The 4091-nt window shown below is 76.0% G+C and carries 2 protein-coding genes; both read left to right on the top strand.

Translation table 11 applies throughout. The annotated features are described in order from the left end of the window. Positions 1-2127 (top strand): acyltransferase domain-containing protein (locus VR45_RS36015; protein WP_045944137.1); only part of this gene is annotated, 2127 nt, incomplete at its 5' end. Continuing rightward, the coding region (locus tag VR45_RS36010; protein ID WP_045944136.1) for a condensation domain-containing protein at positions 2120-4091 on the top strand (1972 nt) is incomplete at its 3' end. The genes VR45_RS36015 and VR45_RS36010, both read left to right, overlap by 8 nt.

Genomic DNA, 4091 nt, shown 5'->3' with positions numbered 1-4091 from the left:
GCGCTCACCCCGTGGCCGTCGGACGGTGCCGACGGGGCGCGGCGGTTGGCGGGCGTGAGCAGCTTCGGCTTCAGCGGCACCAACGCGCACCTGATCGTCGAGCAGGCACCGGATTTCCCGGCCGCCGAGACGGACGCCGAGTCGGAAGCCCAGCCGGAGAACGGCCGCCCGCTGTCGGTGCTCGCCCTGTCGGCGCGCAGCGGCGGGGCCCTGCTGAAGCTCGCCCGCCGCTACCAGGACCGGCTGGCGAAGGCCGGTCCCGGGAGCGCGGCCGACCTGTGCTTCTCCGCGAACACCGGCCGCTCGCACTTCCCGCACCGCCTCGCCGCCGTCGGGGCCACTCCGGGCGAACTCGCCGAGCGGCTGGCGGACTTCGTCCGGGACGACCCGGGCGAGGGGCTGCTGCTGGGCCGGTCCGGGGGCGCCGCCCCGGCCGGGCCCGGGTCGACGGCCGAACCGGTCTTCCTCTTCACCGGCCAGGGTCCGCAACGCGCGGGCATGGCGCGGCAGTTGTACGAGACGCAGCCGTTCTTCCGGCGCACCCTGGACCAGTGCGAGGAGATCCTGCGGGACGTCCTGCCGGCGCCGCTGCTCTCCGCCGTGTACCCGGCCTCGGCAGCGGACGGCGAGCTGATCAACACCATGGAGTTCGCCCAACCCGGCCTGTTCGCCGTGGAGTACGCGCTGGCCGGGCTGTGGCGCTCCTGGGGTGTGGAACCGGCCGCCGTGATCGGCCACAGCCTCGGCGAGTACGCCGCCGCCTGCTTCGCCGGCGCGCTGCCGCTGGAGGACGGCCTGCGGCTGGTCGCCGAGCGCGGCCGGCTGCTCCAGCGGCTCGCCGAGTCCGGCGCGATGGCGGCGATCGCCGCCCCCGCGGCGGAGGTGGCCGCCGAACTCGCCCGCCACGACGAGGCGCTGGTCGCCGTGGCCGCCGTCAACGGCCCGGCGAACACCACCGTCTCCGGGGTCCGGGAGGTCGTCGACGAGGTCTGCGCGGCCTTCGCCGCGCGCGGCGCCGAGGTGCGGCGGCTGCGCATCTCCACCTCCTCGCACTCCCCCCTGGTCGAGCCGGTGCTGGAGCCGCTGCGGGCCGCGCTGGAGAAGGTCCCGTTCGGGGCGCCGGCCGTCCCTCTACTGTCCAACCTGACCGGCGGGCTGTGGCCGTGGGACCGGCCGCTGGACACCGACTACTGGCTGCGGCACGCCCGGCAGCCGGTGCTGTTCGCCGACGGGGTGCGGGCGCTGTACGAGCTCGGCCACCGCACCTTCCTGGAGGTCGGTCCGGCGCCGACGCTGCTGGGCCTGGTCGGCGAGGTGCTGACCGGCGACGACGTGCTGATGCTGCCCAGCCTGCGGCCGAAGTACGACGACTGGGAGATTCTGCTGGGCAGCCTCGGCCGGCTGTACGCCGAGGGGGCCGAGGTCGACTGGGCCGGGTTCGACCGGGAGTACGGCCGGACCAGGATGCCGCTGCCGCACTACCCGTTCGCCGCCACCCGCTGCTGGCACGAGCCGAGCGGCGACGGCTCCGCGGCGGCTCCCGCCCGACGGCCCTCGCCGCGGGCCGAGCGGCCGGAACGCGCGCAACGGACCGAACGCGTGCAACGGACCGAGCGGACCGAGCGCGCCGAACGCACCCCGGCCCGCCCGCTGCCCGGCGCCCCCGGCCGGGCGGCGGCGAGCGCGCTGCCGACCGCCGAGGAACTGCTGGCCGCCCCCGCCGAGCAGCGGGTCGAGACCCTGGTCGCCGGGCTCACCGCCAGTGTGCGCACCGCCCTGGGCTCGCGCGCGGCCGCCGTCGACGCCGATGCTCCGCTGTCCACCCTCGGCCTGGACTCACTGATGGCCGTGGAGCTGCGCAACGAGATCCAGGGGCGGCTGGGCGTCAAGGTGACCGTCGCCGAGTTCCTCAAGGGCGCCACGGTCCGCAGCCTGGCCGGGCAGGTGGTCGAGGGGCTGACGGCCACCGGGCCGGCCGCCGCCACCGCCACCGCCGGGGAGGCGGCGCCGATCCGCCGGGCGGCCCGCTCCACCGACCGGACCCCCGACGCCGCCGCCGACCCCACCGCCGAACTGCTCGCCCTCCTGGAGCAGGTCACCGAGACGTCGGAGCGGGTCGATGACTGAGCTCGACGAACGCCTCGCCGCACTGACCCCGGAGCAGCGGGCGCACCTGGAGCGGCTGCTCGCCGAACGGCGGGCGTCCGACGGAGCGGCCCCGGACGCCGCCGGGAACAGCGCCACCGAGGATGTCTTCCCGCTCTCTCTGTTCCAGCAGGGCATGTGGTTCCTGGAGCAGGTCCGGCCGGCGAACCCGGCCTATGTGGTGCCGGGCGCGGTGCGGGTGCGCGGCCCGGTGGACGCGCGGGTGCTGCGCGCGGCGCTGCGCGAGGTGGTCCGCCGGCACGAGGCGCTGCGCACCGCCTTCGCGCTGCGCGACGGCCGCCCCGTCCAGGCGGTGCGGCCGTCCGTCGAACCCGAACTGCCCGAGACCGACCTGCGGCAGGCCGGCCTCACCTCGGCCGAGCTGGACGAGCGGATCGTGGCGGCCGCGGTCGGCGAGCCGTTCGACCTGGAGGCCGGGCCGCCGCTGCGGCTGGCCCTGCTGCGCACCGGCGAGGACGAGTCGGTGCTCGTACTGGCCCTGCACCACCTGGTCTCGGACCGCTGGTCGTTCTGGGTACTGCTGGCCGAACTCGCCGCGCTGTACGAGGCGTTCGCGGCCGGCCGGCCCTCACCGCTGCCGGAGCTGCCGGTGCAGTACGCCGACTTCGCGCTCTGGCAGCGCGAGCAGCACGAACAGGGCCGCTGGGCGGAGCAGTTGGCGTACTGGAAGGAGCGGCTGGCCGGGGCGCCGGCCGCACTGGAGCTGCCGACCGACCGGCCGCGTCCGGCCGTCCAGGGCTTCAACGGCGGCACGCTCCCGTTCGAGCTGCCCGAACCGCTGCTGCGCGGGCTGTCGGAGCTGGCCCACCGCCGGGGCGCGACCACCTACATGGCGCTGCTGGCCGTGTTCACCGTGCTGCTGTCCCGGTACGCCCGCCGGCAGGACGTGGTGGTGGGGGTGCCCACCGCCGTCCGCGACCGGCCCGAACTGGAGCCGCTGATCGGCTACTTCGTCAACACCCTGCCGATCCGCACCGAGCTGGGCGGCGAGCCGTCCTTCACCGAGGTGCTGGACCGGGTGCGGGCGGCCTGCCTCGGCGCCTACGAGCACCAGGAGGTGCCGTTCGAGCTGGTGGTCGGCGAGCTGGGCACGGCCCGTGACCTCAGCCGGCCGCCGGTGTACCAGGTGAGCTTCGCCTACGGCCGGGAGGCGGTGCCGGACCTCACCCTGGGCGGTGCGCGGCTGGAGCCGGTACCGGTGCGCGGCGGCGGCGCCCGGTTCGACCTGGAGCTCCAGGCCTTCGACGAGAACGGTGGCCTGAGCGGCTGGTTCGAGTACGACCGCGACCTGTTCGACGAGTCCACCGTCGCCCGGCTGGCCGCGCACTTCGCCCGGCTGGCCGAGCAGGCGGTGGCCGGTCCGGAGCGGCCGGTGGAGCGACTGGAGCTGCTGACGGAGGCCGAACGCCACCGGGTGCTGGTGGAGTTCAACGACACCGCACGGGAGTGGCCGGCCGGGTCCGGCTGGATCCACCAGGCCTTCGAGGAGCGGGCGCGGCTGCGTCCGGAGGCGGTGGCGCTGCGCTTCGAGGGCCGTTCGGTGGGCTACGGCGAGCTGGACCGGCGGGCCAACCGGCTCGCCCACCGGCTGCGCCGGCTCGGCGTCGGCCGGGACTCGGTGGTCGGCGTCGGCATGGAGCGCGCGCCGGAGCTGGTGGTGGCGCTGCTGGCAGTGCTCAAGGCGGGCGGCGCCTATCTGCCGCTGGACCCGGAGCTGCCGGCGGCCCGGCTGGAGCACATGGTGCGGGACTCCCGGGTGCCGGTGCTGCTCACCCAGCGCCGGGTGCTCGGGCGGCTGCCGGAGGTCGACGCCGAGGTGCTGTGCGTGGAGGAGTTCGAGGCCGGGCCGGTCGTGGAGCCGGACACCGCCCCGGAGGTCGCGGTCGGCGGCGAGGACCTCGCCTACGTCATCTACACCTCCGGCT

The sequence above is a fragment of the Streptomyces sp. NRRL S-495 genome, assembly GCF_000966955.1.
Classification (GTDB): Bacteria; Actinomycetota; Actinomycetes; order Streptomycetales; family Streptomycetaceae; genus Kitasatospora; species Kitasatospora purpeofusca.
The sequence above is the reverse complement of the archived record's forward strand: the minus strand, read 5'-3'. Positions and strand labels throughout refer to the sequence as shown.